The sequence below is a fragment of the Reyranella sp. genome (assembly GCF_036558665.1).
GTDB lineage: Bacteria > Pseudomonadota > Alphaproteobacteria > Reyranellales > Reyranellaceae > Reyranella.
The window spans coordinates 1-17,007 of record NZ_DATBFE010000153.1 but is presented as its reverse complement, the minus strand read 5'-3'; the positions used below and the strand labels follow the sequence as shown (position 1 = coordinate 17,007).

The following is a 17,007-nucleotide window of genomic DNA, read 5'->3' as shown; positions in this document are numbered from 1 at the left end:
TTCTCGCAGGGAACCTTTTCGTCGGACGGCCGAGCGAGAGGCCGCTCCGCCTGGGCGAAGCGGCGCGCCCAACTCAGTTGCGCATGTAACCTTCGAGCTCGCTTTCCGCCCAAGCCAGCGTCTTTTCCATCGCCTCGCCGCGGAAGTAGCGCACGGCCATCTGGGTTTGCGTCGCCTGGGTGTAGATCCGCTCGCCGATGCTGTGCGGTGCCGGCGCGCCGGCGGCCGCGAGAATCTGGTGGTGGTACGGATCGGGATAGTGGAAGAGCGTGCCCTTGGGCGGCTCCGCCTCGGCCCAGACCTTGAACTTGGTGAGATTCTCGAAGGAAGGCAGATCGTAGCCGCCGCTCGCCTCGACCATCTTTTCGGCCGACGAGGCCTGCGACAGATGCCTCAGCAGGCTCTTGGCCGCCGGCACGTTCTTGCTGAAGCTCCAGATGCCCCAGAAATACGGCGTGAAGGGAGCAAACCGGCCCTTGGGGCCCTTTGCGAAGCCGTGCGTCCAGCACTGCTCGGCCACCTTGGGCGCATCGCGCTTGGCCACCGCCCAGGCGCTCGGCGGGTTCATGATCATCGACGCTTGGCCCGACACCAGGAACTTGTTGTTCGAGGCGTCGTCCCAGGCGGGCACGTCGGGCGGCAGGAACGCCATCAGCTTCTTGTAGAAGTCGAGTGCCTGGCGGACGGCATCGCTCTTCACCGTAATGTTGCCCTTGTCGTCGACCAGCTCTGCCCCGAAGCCGTGGAAAATGGCCCCTGCGGTGTCGACGTTGTCGGCCGTGGTGCCGAGCCCGATGCCGAAGGGATGGCCGCCCTTGTGGCATGCTTCCGCAGCCTTCAGAAAGGCGTCGAACGTCCAGTCGTCGGCCTTGGGCGGCGCTCCCGCGGGATACATCGCCTGTACGTCGATGCCGGCATACTGCTTCATATAGTCGATGCGCGAGCACGGGCCCTTGATCTGGCTGCCCACCGTGGCCGGCACGGCGATCCACTTGCCCTTGATGTTGCCGAGATACTCGACGGTGGCATTCACCTTGCCGTTCGCCTTGATCAGATCGTCCATCACGTCGTTCACGGGCGCGAGCAGTTCGCTGTAGCGGGACGGCAGCCAGGTCGAGAGCGCCAGGATGTCGTGGCCGGACTTGGCCTGCGACTCGGCGGCGCCGGTGAGCAGCAGTTTGTTGCCCTGCGACGTGATGAAATCGATCTGGACCTCGACTTTCTCCTTCTCGGCCCACTCCTTGACCAGCTTCTCCGTCGCGCCGTTGGCGCCCGGTACCCAATGATCCCAAAAGCCCATGGACAGCTTGCCGGCCGCATGGGCGCCGCGCACGAAGGGAGCCGCGATGAGCGCGGTCGAGAGCGCGGCTGTGCCGGCGGCAAAACGACGACGACGAATCTTCATTGAAGCCATGTGTTTCCTCCTCTGTCTGGCCTTCAGGCGAGACCTTGCGCTGACGCTAGGCGTCCAGAGGCCAGGCGGCAACGAGATTCACACGGTGAGCAATGGCCGGCGCACCGGGCCTACGGCCCGGCGCTCATCCAAAATGGCGGTAAACGAAGGGCTCGGGCAGGCGCTCGGCGTCGCGTAGCGCTGCTTCGACCAGGCCGTGGTCGGGTGACAGCGCACAGACGGGATCGGTGCGGGCAGCATCGCCAGCCAGGTGGAACGCCTGGCAGCGACAACCACCCCAGTCGACAGTCCGCCGCTCGCAGCTCCGGCACGGTTCGGCCATCCAGTCGGTTCCGCGGAAGCGATTGAAGGCCTCGGACCGGTACCAGATCTCGGCCAGGCCAGCCTCCCGCACCGAAGGAAAGGCGAGACCGGGCAGGCTCTCGGCGGCATGGCAGGGCAATGCCCTGCCGGCCGGCGAAATGTTGATGAAGCGCCGGCCCCAGCCATTCATGCAGCTCTTTGGCCGCACGCCGTGATAGTCGGGCACGACATAGTCGATCGCAAGGATACCCTTGAGCCTCTCGCGCGCCGCCTCGACGGTCCGTGTCGCCTCGTCGAGTTGGGCGCGGCCCGGCAGGAGGGCGGCCCGATTGGCAAGCGCCCAGGCGTAGTATTGAACGTGCGCAATCTCGAGGCGCCGCGCGCCCAGGCGCAGCGCCATGTCGATCATCGCGGAAAGACGATCGAGATTCTGTCGATGGACCACCACGTTGAGTGTAAGCGGCAGGCCGGCCGTCCGGACGGCAGCGGCGAACCGGGTCTTCCTGTCATACGCGCCGGCGAGGCCGGCGATGCGATCGTTGTTCGCGGACTCGGCATCCTGGAAGCTCAGTTGCACGTGCTTCAGGCCCACGGCCGCAAAGGCCCGGAGTTCGGGTTCGCCACCCAGCGCACCGGACGTGATCAGATTGCTGTAGAGGCCGCGCCCGCTCGCTTCGGCGACCAGTGCCGCGAGGTCGCGCCGCGCCATCGGCTCGCCGCCGGAGAAATGCACCTGCAGGACCCCGAGTGCCGCCGCCTCGCCGAGCACGCGGCGCCATTCCGCTTCGGTCAGTTCGTCCGAGGCGCGCTCCAACTTCAGCGGATTGGAGCAATAGGGGCAGCGCAGCGGACAGCGATGCGTGAGCTCGGCGAGCAACGCCAGCGGCGGGTCGACACGAACGTCATTCAGCGGCGGCATCGGGCGAGCCATTGACGAGACAACCCTTGTCCGCCAGATCCTGCAGCATGGCGGTGACATCCTTGGCGATGACGTCGCGCGGCGCCTGCGTGTAGCGGGCGGCAAGCCCGTCGACGATGGCGCCGACCCTCGTCTTGCCGTCGACGAGCTGCAGGATCTCGACCGCCTGCTCGTCCGGAAGCATCAGCCGTTCGGGCGCCATCATGATCCAGCGCTGCCGCGTCTCGTCGAAGCGGAAGACGACGTGGGGCGCGAGGCACAGGACCGTGGCCGCCGACACGACGAGGCGATCCCTGGCCGGAGCCACCGGTCACTCCGGCACGAACGCGCCCGGCGCAATCATGCCGGGCTCGACATAGGCGAGATAGAGCGCATCGAGCTGCGCCCAAAGCACGTCGCACTTGAAGCGCAGAGCCGACATTACCGCTTCCTGCTCGGCCGGCGTACGCGCCTCGGCCTTGACATAGCCAAGCGCAAAGTTCACGTCCTGCGGCGCTTGCGTTAGCCGGGGCGTGAAATAGGCCAATGTCTCCTCGGTGACGAAGGAATAACCTTCCAGCATGCCGCGAACGCGATCAGCGATGATGCCGGGCGAAAACATCTCGGTCAGCGAAGAAGCGATGCCTTCGAGGACCGGCCGGTCGCGCACGAAGTTGACATAGGCTTCGACGGCGAAGCGCGTGCCCGGGAGGATACCCCTCGTCGACTGCACATAGGCGCGATCCAGGCCGACGCCCTCGGCGAGTTTCAGCCAGCGCTCGATGCCACCGGCTCCGGGTGCATCGCCATCATGATCGATGATCCGCCGGCGCCATTCGCGGCGCAGCTCCGAGGTCGGCAACTTGGACAGGGCATGCGCGTCCTTGATCGGGATCATCGCCTGATAGTAGTAGCGATTCAGCGCCCACGCCTGCACCTGCGCCCGCGTGAGCTTGCCGCCATGCAGCAGGCGGTGGAACGGATGCAGATGATGGTAACGTTCGGCACCGATGGCACGCAGTTTCTCCTCGAGCTCGTCCGGCGTCAGCAGACGATCGCGTGCGGCATCAACGACCTGAACGTTCATGGGTTCACCTCCATGCCGTCGTAGGCCACCTCCCAACCCTCTTCCTTGAGCTTCCTGCGCTCGATCGAATCGTCGAGCAGGATCGGATTTGAGTTGTTGATGTGGACCAGGATCTTGCGCCCCACAGGCACGTCGCGGAAGGCGTCGATGGTGCCGCCGGGACCACTGACGCTCATGTGCCCCATGCGTCGCCCGGTCTTGGGACCGAGGCCGAGCCGGATCATCTCGTCGTCCTGCCACAGCGTCCCGTCGAACAGCACGACAGAGGCGCCGGCAAGGCGTTGCTTCAGGCCATCGGTCATCCGCGCACAGCCGGGAATGTAGAGCAGCCGCCGGCCGCCCGCGCGCACCTCGACGCCGACCGTGTCGCCCGGTCGGCCTGCGAGCTCCCCCGGTGTGTCACCCGCTTCAAGATAGAGCGCGACCTTGCCCGGAACCTCGAACAGCTCGGCGTCGAGCCCGCTGCCGCTGCCATCGACATGGCGCAACTCGACCGGCAAGCCGAGCGGAACTGCCTGACGCCGCACGCAGCTCTCCGCGAGCACGCCGAAAATCGGATTGGCCTTCAGCACATCGAGCACCTGGGCGCTGGCATAGATGGTGAGAGCCTGCCGTTCCCGGAGATGGAGGAGTCCTGCGATCGCGTCGACGTCCGCGCCCGTCAGCAACACCCCTTCGATCGGCGACGAACGCAGGCCGCGACGAGGATGAAGGAACGGACGGGCCTCGATTTGCTGGCGAAGGTCGGGCGACGCATTGATCAGGAACCAACGCTCGCCATCGCCGCTAAGAGCGAGCGACGCCTGCGTTCTGGGCGACGCCTTGACGTCGCCAGCCCGAGCCCGACGGCAGGCTTCTGCGTTGGAGTTCCATTGGGGGAAGCCACCGCCGGCAGCTGCACCCAGAACGACGGCCTTCATGGCGACCGTCATTCATTATATCGCGGCGAGGATGCCGCGAAGGTTGCAGAAACTACAGATCGGCGCAGGCGTAGGAGTTGATTTCCATGCCGACGGCGATTTCGACAATGCGCGGCGTTTTCCAAGCCATGGATTCGCTCCCTTGAAATGGACGTGGGATGATGCGGAGGATTCAAACAGGGTGTCAAGGCTTGCTCGCCAGGTAGGCAGCGATCATCTGGATATCGGGGTCTTGCAGAGTCACTGAGACTTCCATCATGGTGCCCATGCCGCGGCCGCGCCTGACTCCGGCACGGAAATCCGACAGGGCCTTGATCAGATAGTCCGGCCGCTGTCCGGCAAGACGGGCGGTTTCACCTTGGCCCGAGAAATCCGATTTGTGACAGCTGTCGCAGTGACGCTGCGTGATGATCGCGGCGACCTTGGCGACATCGACCGCCGGCGCATCGGCCAGGGCGGGCGGCGGAGGCAGCGCCGAGTAGTAGGCGCCAAGATCGCGGATATTCTCGTCGGTCAGAGCCTTGGCCATCTCCTGCATGACCTCGACCTTGCGCGTGCCATCGCGGATGAAGACGAGCTGGTACTGGATGAAGATGTCGGGCTGGCCAGCCAGCGAAGGCGTGTTCACGATTGCCGATACGCCGTCCTGACCGTGACACGAGGCACAGGTCTCGACGATTTCCTTCAAAGCGGGCGGCGGCTCGCCGGCATGCCCTGTCGTGGCCGGAAGCATCAACAGCAAACCAATCGCCATCAGGACGGAAAGCGTGAAACTCGATTTCGCGGACATCGCCCCTCGGCAACCGGTCGCCTCGTCGGAAACAAAGAAGCGCCTCCCCGGCCGCCGGGTTGCGGACGGGGAGAACGGAGTCGGCCCAGCTACTTGTGATAGCTGATCTGATAGATGGCGCTGGTCTGATCGTCGGCGACCAGCAACGAACCATCGGGCGCCTGGAGGATATCGGCCGGACGGCCGAGGATCTTCTGGTCGTCCAGCCACGTGCCGGCGAAGACGGTTTCCTTGGGATTCTTGCCGTCGGCTCCGACCGAGATGAAGACGATCCGATAGCCGTTCTTCTTGTGCCGGTTCCACGAGCCGTGCTCGGCGATGAAGATGCCGTTCTTGTATTCGGCGGGGAACTGGTTGCCCGTGTAGAACTTCATGCCGAGCGGCGCCACATGCGGGCCGAGCTTCACGACGGGCGGCGTGAACTCGGAACACTTGTGGCCCATGCCGAACTTCGGATCGACCATGTCGCCTTCATGACAGTAGGGATAGCCGAAGTGCTGGCCGAGCCTGGACACATGATTGAGCTTGTCGCTCGGCTTGTCGTCGCTAATCCAGTCGCGGGCATTTTCGCTGAACCAGAGATCGCCGGTGCGCGGATCGACTGCGCCGCCGACGCTGTTGCGTATGCCGAGCGCCACCAGCTCCGCCGTGCCGTTCGCCGGATTGACGCGCCGATATTGCGACACGCTGGTCGGCGGCAGGCAGATGTTACAGGGCGGCCCGAAGGGAATGTAGAACCAGCCCTTGCCGTCCGGGACGAGGTACTTCCAGCCGTGCGGGATGTAAGGCGGCATGTCGTCGTAGACGACCTTGGGAGTCGGCGCCTTCTCGAGATCCGCTTCCGGATTGTCGTACTTGTAGAGCTTGTCGATGTCGATCACGTAGAGGGCGTGATCCATGAACGCGACCCCGGTGGGCATGCGCAGGCCGGTGATGAAGGGCTTGGCGACCCTCTTGCCGTTCACCTCGCTGACCGCGGACACCGTCCCCTTGTCGAAGGTTCCGACGAAGAGAGTGCCCTTGTCTCCCCACGCCATCTGTCGCGCCTGGGGAACGTTGCTCGCCCATACACTGATCTTGAATCCCTGAGGCAGCTTGATCTTCGCGAGGATCTTCTCGAGGTCGGCCTCGGGCGTCGGCAATGGCTGGCCGGCATTCGGCGTGAGCCCCTTCTGGTCCTTGGTCTCGTCGCCGAGGAACCAGTCATCGGGCGGATGGAGCCAGAAGTCCTTGCTGTTGGACTCATAGTGCTTCAGCCCACTCGACTCCGCAGTGGTCTGAGCCTGGACCGATAGGGCACCGCAGCCAAAAAAGGCCGCGACCGCACCGACAAGGCACACTTTGGACAAAGCTGTCTCTTGCCGTTTCATCTGGGTGTCTCCTCTCACTTGTTTGCGCAGGAGACGCGTCGGTTGAGCGAGAGAGTGGGCGTCTACTGGCAATCGGGAAGGCTATGCCCCCCTTTGCCGCCGTTCAAGCAGCCGCGCTTCAGGACGCCTATGCGGGTACGACGGACTCGTTGCCGACGATCGTTGTGCGGTGCATCACGCGACGTTCCTCCGGATCGTGCGGCGTGACCGCATGAACTGTGCAACGGTTGTCCCACATCAGAACGTCGTGCGGCTGCCACACATGACGGTACATGTATCTGGGTTGGGCCGAGAAGGTCGAGAGTTCCTCGATCAGGCGGCGCGCGGCGCTATCGTCCATGCCTTCGATCGCGTCGTTGTAGATCGAGCTGATATAGAGCGACTTCTTCCCGCTGACTGGATGGCGCCGCACCATCGGATGCCAGACCGGCGGCATCGCCGCCTGCTCCTGCGCCGTCGGCGGCGGCGCGCCGGTGAGTCGGTGCAGCATGCTGAAGTCGTGCCGCGCGCGCCGGCCTTCCACCTGGCGGCGCAGCGTCTCCGGCAGCTCGTCGTACACCATGTACATGTTTATGAACTGAGTGATGCCTCCGGTGCGGCTGATCTCGATGCCATGCAGCAACGAGCCGATACTGGGCATCGGCCGGTAGCTCGAGTCGGTGTGCCACTGGCGGGACGAGGAAAGCTGCTTCTGGGACGGCTCCGACGGCTGCATGAGCCGGTCATGCTCGTCGACGTTGGAGACCAGGAAGATCTCTTTCACCCGGTCCGAGCGCAGGCTGAGCGAGGTCTGATGGAAGATCTCCGGCTCGCCGAAATTGCGCGTGAAAGCAACATGCTCCGGGTCACTGATGCGCTGGTCGGGGAAGACGAGGACGAGATGCCTGGTCCAGGCGTCACGGATCGCCTGCACCGTTTGGGCTTCTACCGGATGGCGCATATCGACGCCGCGGACCTCGGCGCCCAAGGCAGGATGTCGTGGCGTGACGGTGATGGTCATGCCGGCTCCTCGCGACTGCAACGGCCCGGCGATGGTAGACTTCCCGTATCGTTGGGCAAGAGGGCACGCATCATGGATTTCACCGGCAAGGTCGCGCTGATCACCGGCGGCGGCAATGGCATCGGCCGCGCTGTCTCGATGGGCTTCGCCGAGCGCGGCGCGAAGGTCGTGGTCGTCGACCGCGACGGAGCGGCGGCAGAGGCGACCGCCGGCATCATCCGGCAGAAAGGCGGCGAGACGCTTGCTGTCACCGCCGATGTCGCAAGATCCGAGGACGTCCGCGCCTACGTGAACGCTGCCGTCGATCGATTCGGCCGGATCGACTGCTTCTTCAACAATGCCGGCATCGAAGGCAAGGTGATGCCGACGGCGGAGTACGACGAGGCGGTGTTCGACGCGGTGATCGGCGTGAACGTGAAAGGCGTGTTCCTGGGCTTGCGCCATGTGCTGCCGCAGATGATCCGCCAGAAGAGCGGGGCGATCGTCAACACGGCTTCGGTCGCGGGGCTGGTGGCAACACCGGGCATGCCGGCCTACGTCGCCTCCAAGCATGCCGTGATCGGGCTCACCAAGACGGCGGCCGGCGAGGTCGCGCGTCAGGGTATCCGCGTGAACGCGGTCTGCCCGGGTCCGGTCGACACGCGCATGATCCACGCGCTCGAGGAACAGCTCTCGCCGGGCAATCCGGCGACGATCAACGCGCGCTACCAAGCCGCCCAGCCGACCGGGCGCTACACCACGGCGGAAGAGATCGCCAACATGGTTCTCTTCCTCTGCTCGGACCTCGCCTCGAATACGACCGGCGGCCAGTTCGTAGTCGACGGCGGCCGGACCGCGACCGGTGGAGCGGTGACCAGCCTCGTCGCGCGCTGACCTCGCGTTCTACATCTTCTTCCAGTCTCCCGACTGCTCGAAGGCGAAGGCCGCCTTGTAGATCGCCGGCTCGTCGAAGTGCTTGCCGACCAGCATCAGCGAGACCGGCAAGCCGCCCGACATGCCGCACGGCACCGCCATGGCCGGGTGGTGCGTGATGTCGAACGGGGCGGTGTTGGAGATCATGTTCAGCGCCCGCTCTACATAGAGCTCGCGCGGCGCATCAGGCGGCGGCAGCGGCGTCGCCTTGATCGGCGTGGTCGGCATCATCAGGAGATCGTATTCGTCGAGCGCCGCATCGTAGGCCGCGGTGAGCAGCCGGGTCACGTTCATCGCCTTGCCGTAGTAGCGGCTGCCGTAATAGCGGCGGATATAGGTGCCGAACATGGTGAAGAGCTTGGTGGTCTCCGACATCTCGTTGGCGCGGCTGCGCCAGTTGCGATGGAAGTCCATCAGGCTGGTGACGTAGAGATCGGGCCGGCTGACGCCATAGCCGTCACCCCACATCATGGTCTGCGTCAGGCCCTCCGTGCCGATCGGCATCCAGAGCGCCGGCGCGGCAAGATGCATGGGAATGGAGACCTCGCCGACCGTGGCGCCCAGCGCCTGGAGCTTCTTGCCCGCCGCCTTGACCTTCTCGTTCACGTCCTTCTCGGCATTGGCCTGCGCGAAGCCTTCGGTCACGAGGCCGATCTTCATGCCCTTGATGTCGCCTTTGAGCGCATCGGTGTAGCGGTGCGTCTTGACGTTGATCTGGCGCGAGTCGTAGCCGTCGGGTCCCGCGAGCACCTCCAGCAGCAAGGCGTTGTCGCTGACATTTGCCGTCATCGGACCGGTATGATCGACATAGATCTCGATCGGCATGATGCCCGTGTAGGGCACCAGCCCGTGGGTCGGCTTCATGCCGTAGGTGCCGCAGAAGGACGACGGCATGCGGATCGAGCCGCCCTGGTCGCCGCCCAGCGCCATGTCGACTTCGCCGAGGGCGACGAGCACCGCGCTGCCCGACGAGGAGCCGCCGGCCGAGTAGCCGAGCTTGTAGGGATTGTGAACGGCGCCCGTCGCGTTGGTGTGGCTGCCGCCGGACAGGCAGAAATTCTCGCAATGCGCCTTGCCGACGATCGTGCCGCCGGCATCGAGGATGCGCGTCACCACCGTCGCGTCGATGTCGGGCACGTAGCCTTCGAGCGTGGCCGCGCCGTTCATCATCGGCACGCCCGCCAGCATGATGTTGTCCTTCAGAACCACGGTCTTGCCCTTGAGCTTGCCGCGCGACGCGCCTTCGACCTTGGTCCTGACGTACCATGCATTGTGCTTGTTCTCGCTGGCCGACGGCCGGTAGCCCGGTGTGCGCGGATATTTCACGCGCGGAAGGTTGTCGGGCATGGCGTCAACCACGTTGTAGGCGGCCACGCTCGGCCGCATGAGATCGATGAACGACTTCACGTCGGCGTCGGTCAGCGACAGGCCGACCTCGGCCGCCACCAGTCGCAATTGCTCTTCAGTCGGGACTTGAACGGCCATGGTCTCCTCCTCTTGCCGTGAATCGACATGTCAGGGCGCCAGATGGCGCATCAATTGCGGATCATTCTTCACCGACACGCTGGGCCCCTCGAGGGCGACTTGGCCGCGGTCGATCACATAGGCGTGCTGCGCCACCTCGAGCGCGAGCTCGATGTGCTGCTCGACCAGGATCAACGCCATTTCCTTCGACAGCTGCTTCAGGCGATCGGCGATCTCCTCGATCACGCCGACCCACACGCCCTCGGTCGGCTCGTCGAGCATGAGAAGCCGCGGACGGCCCAGCACGGCGCGGCCGATCGCCAGCATCTTGCGCTCGCCGCCGGACAGGGTACCCGCAGTTTGCGCCAGTCGCTGCGCCAGCTTGGGGAAGAAATCGAGCACGTAGTCCATGCCCGAGCGATCGGGCTGGCGCACGCAGCCCAGCAGCAGGTTTTCGCGCACCGTCAGCTTGGCGAAGATGGCGTGCTCCTGCGGCACGTAGCCGATTCCCCGGCGCACGCGCCGCTCGGCCGACTCGTTCTCGATCGCCGCCCCGTCGAGGCGGATGGTGCCGGACATTGGCGCCAGCTCGCCGAACACGGTCTTGAGCAGCGTCGACTTGCCGGCGCCGTTGCGACCCAGCACTGCGATCGCGCCACGCCGCGCGGCCTTCAGGGAAACGCCGAACAAGGCCTGGCTGTGCCCGTAGCCCGCGCACAGGCCGTCGACCTGCAGGAGGGCCGCGTCAGACACGGGTCGTGAACACCTGCTGGACCTTGGGCGAGCGCTGGATCGTCTCGACATCGCCCTGATCCAGCACCTTGCCCTGGTCGAGCACCGTCAGGTAGTCGCAGATATCGCGGATGAAATGCAGGTCGTGCTCGACGATGACGAGGGCGCAATGCGCCCGAAGCGGTTCGAGGAGCTTGCCCGTCACCTGCCGTTCCTCCGGACTCATACCGCCGGTTGGTTCATCGAGCAGCAGGAGCTTGGGCTTCAGCGCCAGGGCCATGGCGATTTCCAGCCACTGCTGCTGGCCATGGCTCAGCTCGCCCGCGAGATCGTCGGCGCGATCGATCAGCCGGAAACGCTTGAGCAGGCTGACTACGTCTTCGCCAAGCGCATGACGCGACGACGATCGCAAAAGCCTCGGCAGGCTCTCGGCCGATTGGGTCGCGAGCAGGACGTTGTCGTAGACCGACAGTTCCGGCAGCACGGCGGTGATCTGGAACTTGAGGCTGAGGCCGGCGCGGGCGCGCTCGTAGGGCGTGGCGCGGGTGATGTCGGTTCCGTCGAAGACGATAGTGCCCGAATCGGCAAAATGTGCGCCGGCGATCGCCTTCAAAAGCGTGCTTTTGCCCGAGCCGTTCGGCCCAATCAATCCATGGAACCGCCCGGCCTCGACATCGATATCGACACCATCCAGCGCCCGCAGAGTGCGGAAGCTCTTGCTAACGCCGCGAATTTCGAGGAGCGCCATGATGCGTCAGCTGCTTGAACGGCGTCGGCCATAGGAGCCGATGCGCTCGCGATCCGACACGAACAGCCCGACGATTCCGCGCGGCTGGAACATCACCACAAGCAAGAGCACCAGACCCAGCACGACCGGCCATATGTGTCTGATGGCGTCGATGTCGGACAGTGCGTAGGACAGCACCTCCACCGTCGCCGTCCCGAAGACCGGACCGATCAACGTGCCGGAGCCGCCGAGCAGGCAATAGATGACCGCAGTGGTCGAGAGGCCAGGTCCCATGTTGCCTGGACCGATGAAGCCCTGATGGTAGCTGTAGAGCGCCCCCCCAAGGCCCGCGACCAGGCCCGCGAAGGAGAACAACAGCGCCTTGAAGAGCTGCACGCGGTACCCGAGGAACGCCAGCCGCTCCTCGTTCTGGCGCATGCCGGCCAGAACCAGACCGAGTTGCGACCGCTTGAAGTAGCGCGCCGCCAGGTAGACCAGCAGCAACAAACCGAGCGCCAGGAAATAGAAGGTGTCGCCCTCGACGAATTCGTAGGCGCCAAGCTTCAGGAGCTTGACCGAGGAAAGACCGTTGCCGGCGCCGACATATTGCCACCCTGAGACGAGGCGCTCGGCAGCGTAGGATCCGGTCAGCGTGCCGAAGGCCACGAAGATGATGCTGGGCGTCGTGCGGCCAAGCAGCAGGAAGGCGGCGAACAAGCCAGACAGGCAAAGCCCGACCAGCATGGCCAACGGCAACGTGCCCCAGATGTCGCTGAAATCAAGGTCGCGCCCGACCAGTGCGATGGCATAGCCCGCAACTCCGAAGAACAGCGCCTGGCCGAAGCTCATGATGCCCGCCAAGCCCCAGCAGAGATCGAAGCTGATGGCGAGCATCGACAGGATCAGGACATTGGTCGCGAGCGTCACGAGATCGGTACGGTCACCGAGAACGAACGGCAGGACCAGCGCCACGACCAGCGCGCCGACCTCGATGTAGGGCAGGACGCGGCGGAACCGCCGCGCACGTCCCGCCGCTCCCCGCCGCTTTTTCTCCGACGGAGACGAGATGGCTAGCTCGGACTCAGCTTCGCTCAGCATTCCTTCGGATCGACCATGTCGGATTTGCCGATGATGTCATAACGGGGCTTGCCCGCATCGACCTTGCATTGCGCGATATACATATTCATCTTGCAGTGCATGTGGGCCGGCACCATCTCGGCGCCACCGCCCGGGCCTTGGTCGATCTTGGCCTTGTCATAGGCCGCCGACACCACTTCCCGTTTCAGATCGCCATTGGTCGCCTTGACCGCAACTTCGTAGAGCTTGATCCCCCGATACATGCCGGTCGCAGCGGAGCCCGCAGTGAACAGGTACTTGGTGTCGGGAAACCTTTTGGCGTAGTCGGCCTGGAGCTGCTTGCTGAACGGATCGGCCACCGATTGGAAGTAGTCGAGGCAGCTATAGAGGCCGTCCATCTCCTCCGCCGGCAGGTAGTTCAAGAGGTTCTCGTCGAAGTAGACGCAAGCCAACGCCCCGCCTCTCTTCTGGAAGCCCGACTCGTAGAGCTGCTTGAAGAACGGTTGCAAGCCCGGCGGGATGACGGTGTTGAACACGCAGTCGACCTTGCCGTCGCGGATCTTGCCGATGGTCGCCGAATACTCCGCCTGGTCGAGCGGGTAATATTCCTCGAACACGACCTCGCCGCCGTTGGCCTCGATGACCTTGCGGGCATACTTGTTGAGGAGTTGCGGCCAGACATAGTTGGCCGACGGCATGGCAAACCGCTTCTTGCCCACCGTCTTGATGAGATAGGGAATGAGCTTGTCGCACTGCTGCGCCGGCGTCGGGCCGGTGCAGTAGAGATGCTTGGTGCACTCCTGGCCTTCGTAGAGTTGCGGATAGATGTAGAGCGTGCGGCCGCGATTTACGATCGGGTCCTTGATGGCCTGGCGCATCGCCGATGTGATGCCACCCAGCACGACATCGACCTTGCGCTCCTGGATCAGCTTGCGCACGTTGCCCACCGCGATCTTTGGATCCGACGCGGTATCCTCGAGATAGAGCTCGATCGGCCGGCCGAGGACGCCGCCGCCCTTGTTGATCTGCTCGACAGTGAACTGCGCAACCTGCCAGTCGGCATTGCCCGAAGGGGCGATGGCGCCGGTGATGTCGGTCGCGATACCCATCTTGATGGCATCCGCCGCATAGGCTCCCTTGGGCGCCAGCAACCAGCCGCCTCCACCTGCGATCCAGCCGGCCGCGCCAAGTGCGCCCGCGCCCATCAGGCGCCGGCGGCCGAGCCCCTGGCGCGAAAGATCGTCGCGAAATCGTTTGTCGGTCATGATTTAGATTCTCCCTTGCGTGATGAATCCCTGCGGACGGAACTTGACGATCGCGAGCGCGATCACGAACACCAGCGGATCGGCGAGTACCGGGATGACGATCCACGGCAATCCGGCGGCCATGCCGCCGACGGCGGCAGCGCCCAGCACCGGCCCCTCGAAGGTGCCGACGCCCCCCAGCATGACCGAGAGGAAGGCCTGCACCAGGAAGCGCGTGCCGATATCGGCGGAGAGCTGGTAGAGCGGCACGATCAGCGCCCCGGCGAGACCGGCCAGCGCCGCGCCGAACGCGAAGGTCGCAGCATAGAGCTTGCCGGTCGAGATGCCGCAGGCTCGCGCGAGGTTGGGATTCTCCAGCGCGCCACGGACCTGGAGGCCGGTCGACGTCCGTGACAGGAAGAGCCAGGTGCCGGCGATGACAAGGATCGTCGTCAGCACAATCACGGTGCGCCAGACCGAGAAGTTGAGGCCAAACACGGTGAAGGCGCCGGACAACGGCTCATTGATCGACTTGTACTGGCCGCCCAGAAGAGCACGGATGGTCTCGCGGATCATGAGACCGATCGCATAGGTGCCGAGCATGGCGACGATCGGCGCCGCGTAGAACCGCCGGATCACCAGGCGTTCGAGCACCAGGCCGACGATCGCCAGCACGACAGGCGCGGCGAGAATGCCGGCCCAGGCCGACCAGCCACTGCTTTCGAACAGGTAGACCGTATAGGCGCCGAGGAGGACGAACTCGCCGTGGGCAAAATTGAAGATGCCCATCATACTGGCGATGATGCCGAGTCCCAGCACGATCAGCACCATGACAGAGATGAACGCCAGCAGGTCGAACGCGAGCTTAACTTCGTCGCCCATGACCACCACGCCAGATCCAAGCGACCGCCGTCATGCGCGACGGCAGCGTGGAATTGCTCCAAACCGGATACTTAAAACAGAAATGTTTTAGTCTTCAACCAATTTCTGGCGAGCGGCGCAGTCAGAATCTTTCCCGCAGCCGGAAGTCGAAGCCGTCGGCCTCGGCGAAATAGATCGGCATCTCGACGCACTGGCGATGCATACCAAGCGCGCCTCGCCCGCCGCGGTACACGGCACCCTCCGCGGCCGCGCAAAGGCTGCGAAGGTCGAGCGTGCCTGCACGACGGGCAATCGCTTCGAGAAAGTACAGTCCTTCGTAGTTCGACTGTGCCGTGGATCCCGGCAGCGGTGCGAATGCGCCGAATGCATCGTGGTAGGCGGCGCGAAAAGCCTCGCCGTGCGCCGTCGCGACGCTCGCGAAGTAGCCCGAGGCAGCAAACAGATTGGTCGTGTTGTCCGCGCCGATACCGAGCAAGACCGTCTCGTCCACGCAATTGGCCAGACGCAGGATCCTCGAACCGAGGCCATGCTCGCCGAAAGATCGGTTGAAGACGATGCCGTCGAGGCCGATGAGCGAGATGAACACGACGTCGGGCCGGGTCGTGCGGATGCGCTCGAGATAGCGGCTGTGGTCGTGCTCGCCCACTCTGACGAAATCCTCGCCGACGATCTGGCCGCCGGCATCTGCGATGTAGCGTTTGACTGCGCGGTGCGAGAGCCACGGCCAGACATAGTCGCTGCCGATCAGATACCAGCGGCAGGCATGCCTGTGCTCCGCCAGCCAGCGAACCGCGGGACGCGCCTGGCGGGGCGGCGTCTCGCCGATCGCCAGGACGCCCGGCGTGCATTCGCCGCCTTCGTAGATCGGCGTGTAGATATACGGGAGACGTCCCTTGAAGGTTTGTCGAAGCGATACGCGGACTGCACTCATGTGCGAACCCAGGATGACGTCCGCATCTTCGCCGGTGACGAGGTCCTGGGCGGTGCGCGCCAGATCCTCCGGCGCATCTCCGGCGTCATGGATCACAAGCTCGATCTCGCGACCGAGGATCCCGCCGCGCTTGTTGATCTCGCTCGCGGCAAGGACAGCGCTATTGACGGATGAAGGCCCCCAGATGCCGGCCGATCCGGTGAGCGTCGTGAAGTGGGCGATGCGCAGCTTGCGACGGTCCCGCCGGCGGCGCTCGCGCGGAACGCCACCGCGCATGCCGCGCGACACCCTGGGCGGCAGTTCGGAACTCCAGGCCGAAGACGGGCTGTCCGCTAGCATCGGCCACCGTCAACCGGGCCCCTAGGAATGCCTCCCATATCGACCTCCGCGTGCGCATCCTGCGTCCATCGCGGAGCAAGCGAAACGGCCCTCTCTGGGCCCGCTTCGCCGGCAGGAACATTGAATTTTCAACCGTTGAAGTACATATAGATCGCAAACGTGCAGCATCGTTCGCCTCTCTAGAACTTCGGGATCTGATCGTGTCCGATTCGCCCTCCGCCGATTCGCCCATTACGGTCCACCTGGCCTATCTGCTCGCCCAGGCGAATCGCGAGATCAATCGCCAGCTCGAGACGCGCTTGCGGGTCGAAGGCGTTCCCGTCGAGCAGTGGCGGATCCTGAAAGTTCTGGCGGACGGCAATGGGCGTTCGATGGGCGACCTCGCCGAAGCGGCGCTGCTCAACCATCCCACGCTCACCAAGACGATCGACCGCATGGTCGCCGATTCGCTGGTGTATCGGATCTCCGACCCTCGCGACCGCCGCAAGGTGCTCATTTTCTGTTCCGACCGCGGCAAGGCGCTGGTCCGCCGTCTAGTTCCCCTGGCTCTCGGCCAGGAGGCATTCATCGCCGAGAACTACGGCGGCAAGGCCATGGCTCAGCTGAAACGCCTGCTCGAAACCCTGATCGAGCGCTCCGGGTGACGGAGGCCGCTTCGCGCGGGGCTGAAATTCGGCTCCAGCCCTAACTCTGGCGAACCCGGCGAGGATCGGTGCGTTACCAAAGACGCGCCGAATGCCACGCGGACGGGCCGGGACTTCCGGCCACTCGCTCAAGGCGACGGGTTGCCGCGCTCTCATGTCCCCCGACCGGAGGCGATATTGGCCGAGACCTCGCGCACTCGCGACATCGTCGTCATCGGCGGATCCGCCGGCGGCCTGGAAGCCTTGCAGTACGTGCTGGGGGGCCTGCCGCCG

Annotated in this window: 18 protein-coding genes; 2 read left to right on the top strand and 16 right to left on the bottom strand. The window is 64.7% G+C overall.

The features are described from left to right. Positions 1–73: 73 nt before the first annotated feature. The 9 genes from VH499_RS22040 to VH499_RS22000 form a co-directional block, all read right to left on the bottom strand. Complete coding sequence (locus VH499_RS22040) at positions 74–1,405, bottom strand: ABC transporter substrate-binding protein (protein ID WP_414709827.1); 1,332 nt, start codon at positions 1,403–1,405, stop codon at positions 74–76. 133 nt (positions 1,406–1,538) lie between these two features. Continuing rightward, entirely contained in the window at positions 1,539–2,636 is a 1,098-nt protein-coding gene (gene pqqE / locus VH499_RS22035) for a pyrroloquinoline quinone biosynthesis protein PqqE (protein ID WP_332054910.1), read from the bottom strand. Then, positions 2,620–2,916 (bottom strand): pyrroloquinoline quinone biosynthesis peptide chaperone PqqD, encoded by a 297-nt coding sequence (gene pqqD, locus VH499_RS22030; RefSeq protein WP_332055001.1) that lies wholly within the window; start codon positions 2,914–2,916, stop codon positions 2,620–2,622. The genes pqqE and pqqD overlap by 17 nt, the downstream gene beginning before the upstream one ends. Positions 2,917–2,946: 30 nt before the next feature. Next, complete coding sequence (pqqC, locus tag VH499_RS22025; protein ID WP_332054909.1) at positions 2,947–3,702, bottom strand: pyrroloquinoline-quinone synthase PqqC; 756 nt, start codon at positions 3,700–3,702, stop codon at positions 2,947–2,949. Continuing rightward, positions 3,699–4,622, bottom strand: a complete 924-nt coding sequence (gene pqqB / locus VH499_RS22020; RefSeq protein ID WP_332055000.1) for a pyrroloquinoline quinone biosynthesis protein PqqB — start codon at positions 4,620–4,622, stop codon at positions 3,699–3,701. Before pqqB ends, pqqC begins: the two co-directional genes overlap by 4 nt. Positions 4,623–4,674: 52 nt before the next feature. After that, a complete protein-coding gene (gene pqqA, locus VH499_RS22015; RefSeq protein WP_085934747.1) occupies positions 4,675–4,752 on the bottom strand; it encodes a pyrroloquinoline quinone precursor peptide PqqA in 78 nt (25 codons plus the stop codon). 54 nt (positions 4,753–4,806) lie between these two features. Next, complete coding sequence (locus tag VH499_RS22010) at positions 4,807–5,412, bottom strand: c-type cytochrome (protein WP_332054908.1); 606 nt, start codon at positions 5,410–5,412, stop codon at positions 4,807–4,809. 89 nt (positions 5,413–5,501) lie between these two features. Then, the gene (locus tag VH499_RS22005) at positions 5,502–6,782 is read right to left on the bottom strand and encodes a PQQ-dependent sugar dehydrogenase (RefSeq protein ID WP_332054907.1); all 1,281 of its coding nucleotides are present in this window, start codon (positions 6,780–6,782) and stop codon (positions 5,502–5,504) included. Positions 6,783–6,909: 127 nt separating this feature from the next. Then, on the bottom strand, positions 6,910–7,782 hold the full coding sequence (locus VH499_RS22000; protein ID WP_332054906.1) for a TauD/TfdA family dioxygenase: 873 nt from the start codon (positions 7,780–7,782) through the stop codon (positions 6,910–6,912). Between the two features lie 51 nt (positions 7,783–7,833). On the opposite strand from VH499_RS22000, the gene VH499_RS21995 reads away from it, so the two are divergent. Further along, a complete protein-coding gene (locus tag VH499_RS21995) occupies positions 7,834–8,655 on the top strand; it encodes a glucose 1-dehydrogenase (protein WP_332054905.1) in 822 nt (273 codons plus the stop codon). A 9-nt stretch (positions 8,656–8,664) separates the two neighbouring features. Here the strand turns inward: VH499_RS21995 and VH499_RS21990 are convergent, their stop codons facing one another. From VH499_RS21990 to VH499_RS21960, 7 genes are all read right to left on the bottom strand, one after another. Then, positions 8,665–10,179, bottom strand: coding sequence for an amidase (locus VH499_RS21990; RefSeq protein WP_332054904.1), 1,515 nt, complete (start codon positions 10,177–10,179; stop codon positions 8,665–8,667). 30 nt (positions 10,180–10,209) lie between these two features. Then, positions 10,210–10,911 (bottom strand): ABC transporter ATP-binding protein, encoded by a 702-nt coding sequence (locus VH499_RS21985; protein ID WP_332054903.1) that lies wholly within the window; start codon positions 10,909–10,911, stop codon positions 10,210–10,212. Next, positions 10,904–11,638 carry an ABC transporter ATP-binding protein gene (locus VH499_RS21980; RefSeq protein WP_332054902.1) on the bottom strand — a complete coding sequence of 245 codons (735 nt, stop codon included), beginning with the start codon at positions 11,636–11,638 and terminating at the stop codon, positions 10,904–10,906. The genes VH499_RS21985 and VH499_RS21980 overlap by 8 nt, the downstream gene beginning before the upstream one ends. A gap of 6 nt (positions 11,639–11,644) precedes the next feature. Continuing rightward, on the bottom strand, positions 11,645–12,715 hold the full coding sequence (locus VH499_RS21975) for a branched-chain amino acid ABC transporter permease (RefSeq protein WP_332054901.1): 1,071 nt from the start codon (positions 12,713–12,715) through the stop codon (positions 11,645–11,647). Then, positions 12,709–13,959: a substrate-binding protein gene (locus VH499_RS21970; RefSeq protein WP_332054900.1), complete on the bottom strand. Its 1,251-nt coding sequence runs from the start codon at positions 13,957–13,959 to the stop codon at positions 12,709–12,711. Before VH499_RS21970 ends, VH499_RS21975 begins: the two co-directional genes overlap by 7 nt. Positions 13,960–13,962: 3 nt before the next feature. Then, positions 13,963–14,820 carry a branched-chain amino acid ABC transporter permease gene (locus VH499_RS21965; RefSeq protein ID WP_332054899.1) on the bottom strand — a complete coding sequence of 286 codons (858 nt, stop codon included), beginning with the start codon at positions 14,818–14,820 and terminating at the stop codon, positions 13,963–13,965. 121 nt (positions 14,821–14,941) lie between these two features. Continuing rightward, positions 14,942–16,090 carry a substrate-binding domain-containing protein gene (locus VH499_RS21960; protein ID WP_414709823.1) on the bottom strand — a complete coding sequence of 383 codons (1,149 nt, stop codon included), beginning with the start codon at positions 16,088–16,090 and terminating at the stop codon, positions 14,942–14,944. 200 nt (positions 16,091–16,290) lie between these two features. Between VH499_RS21960 and VH499_RS21955 the strand changes: the two genes are divergently transcribed. Continuing rightward, positions 16,291–16,734, top strand: coding sequence for a MarR family winged helix-turn-helix transcriptional regulator (locus VH499_RS21955; RefSeq protein ID WP_332054998.1), 444 nt, complete (start codon positions 16,291–16,293; stop codon positions 16,732–16,734). The last annotated feature ends 273 nt before the right edge of the window (positions 16,735–17,007 follow it).

Coding starts and splice junctions, on each gene's coding strand:
- VH499_RS21990 (WP_332054904.1), bottom strand. CDS start 10,179: ATGGCCGTTCAAGTCCCGACTGAAGAGCAATTGCGACTGGTGGCGGCC.
- pqqB (WP_332055000.1), bottom strand. CDS start 4,622: ATGAAGGCCGTCGTTCTGGGTGCAGCTGCCGGCGGTGGCTTCCCCCAA.
- VH499_RS21975 (WP_332054901.1), bottom strand. CDS start 12,715: ATGCTGAGCGAAGCTGAGTCCGAGCTAGCCATCTCGTCTCCGTCGGAG.
- pqqE (WP_332054910.1), bottom strand. CDS start 2,636: ATGCCGCCGCTGAATGACGTTCGTGTCGACCCGCCGCTGGCGTTGCTC.
- VH499_RS22000 (WP_332054906.1), bottom strand. CDS start 7,782: ATGACCATCACCGTCACGCCACGACATCCTGCCTTGGGCGCCGAGGTC.
- pqqA (WP_085934747.1), bottom strand. CDS start 4,752: ATGGCTTGGAAAACGCCGCGCATTGTCGAAATCGCCGTCGGCATGGAA.
- pqqC (WP_332054909.1), bottom strand. CDS start 3,702: ATGAACGTTCAGGTCGTTGATGCCGCACGCGATCGTCTGCTGACGCCG.
- VH499_RS22010 (WP_332054908.1), bottom strand. CDS start 5,412: ATGTCCGCGAAATCGAGTTTCACGCTTTCCGTCCTGATGGCGATTGGT.
- VH499_RS21980 (WP_332054902.1), bottom strand. CDS start 11,638: ATGGCGCTCCTCGAAATTCGCGGCGTTAGCAAGAGCTTCCGCACTCTG.
- VH499_RS21960 (WP_414709823.1), bottom strand. CDS start 16,090: ATGCTAGCGGACAGCCCGTCTTCGGCCTGGAGTTCCGAACTGCCGCCC.
- VH499_RS21965 (WP_332054899.1), bottom strand. CDS start 14,820: ATGGGCGACGAAGTTAAGCTCGCGTTCGACCTGCTGGCGTTCATCTCT.
- VH499_RS21970 (WP_332054900.1), bottom strand. CDS start 13,959: ATGACCGACAAACGATTTCGCGACGATCTTTCGCGCCAGGGGCTCGGC.
- VH499_RS22005 (WP_332054907.1), bottom strand. CDS start 6,782: ATGAAACGGCAAGAGACAGCTTTGTCCAAAGTGTGCCTTGTCGGTGCG.
- VH499_RS22040 (WP_414709827.1), bottom strand. CDS start 1,405: ATGAAGATTCGTCGTCGTCGTTTTGCCGCCGGCACAGCCGCGCTCTCG.